Consider the following 852-nt stretch of genomic DNA (forward strand, 5'->3'; position numbering starts at 1 on the left):
GTCGGGCGCGACCTCCTGGACCTCCTGCGCCATCACGCCGACATAGCGCCTGTCGCTGCCCCGATAGGCAAACCGGTAGAAGCCGATGCCATTCCGAAGCCGGCCGAGCTCGACGATATGATCCTTGAGCGCGATGTCGGAACGCCGCCCACCGCCGCCCCCACGACCGCCGCCTCCACGCCCACCGCCGCCACCCATGCGCGCGCCACYGCCGCCGCCCATGCGTGCCCCGCCGCCGCCAAACCCGCCGCCTCCCGCTCTGGGTCCGCCGCCAAACCCGCCGCCGCCCATCCGCGCTCCGGCATGAGCGAAGCTTGCCTGTCCGCGCTGGGATTGCAGATTGGCGGCCCTGCCGGGCTGCATGTTGCCGAAGGCATTGTCGCGGCGCGGACCAGCCGCCCGATTGACGTTGCCGCCGCCGGGGCGACTGGCCTGCGCCGGCCGCTGCGCCGGCCTTTGCGCATTCGGGCGGTTCTGGCGCGCGCGGTCGGCGGTGGCAGGACGGTTCCCTGCCCCGCGATCGGGACGCGCTGCACCGGCGCCGGCATTGGGGCGATTGCCGGCATTGGGTCGGTCAGGCCGATTGGCCCCCTGCCCGCGATCCGGCCGGTTGCCAGCTCCGGTGTTGGGGCGATCGGGCCGGTCCGGGCGGGCCTGGTTTCCGTCCCGCCCGCGAAAGTCCATGCGTCCGTCGCTGCCCGGACGCGAGGTGTTCGCAAACCGCTGCTGAACCTGCGAATTGCCGTATCTGACCCCTTGGCGATGCTGCGGATTGTGCTGCCAGTGCGTCACGCGATCGCGGTTGATATTGATGTTGTTGTTGTTCCAGTTGATGTTGCCGCCCCAATAGCC

At 71.0% G+C, this 852-nt stretch carries 1 protein-coding gene; it reads right to left on the reverse strand.

Going from position 1 to position 852, the window contains the following annotated elements; genetic code table 11:
- On the reverse strand, positions 1-852 hold an 852-nt coding region (locus tag AC1DIO_RS35330), incomplete at both ends, for a tail fiber domain-containing protein (RefSeq protein WP_476854948.1).

It is taken from the genome of Allobosea sp. 05T439 (assembly GCF_056396005.1).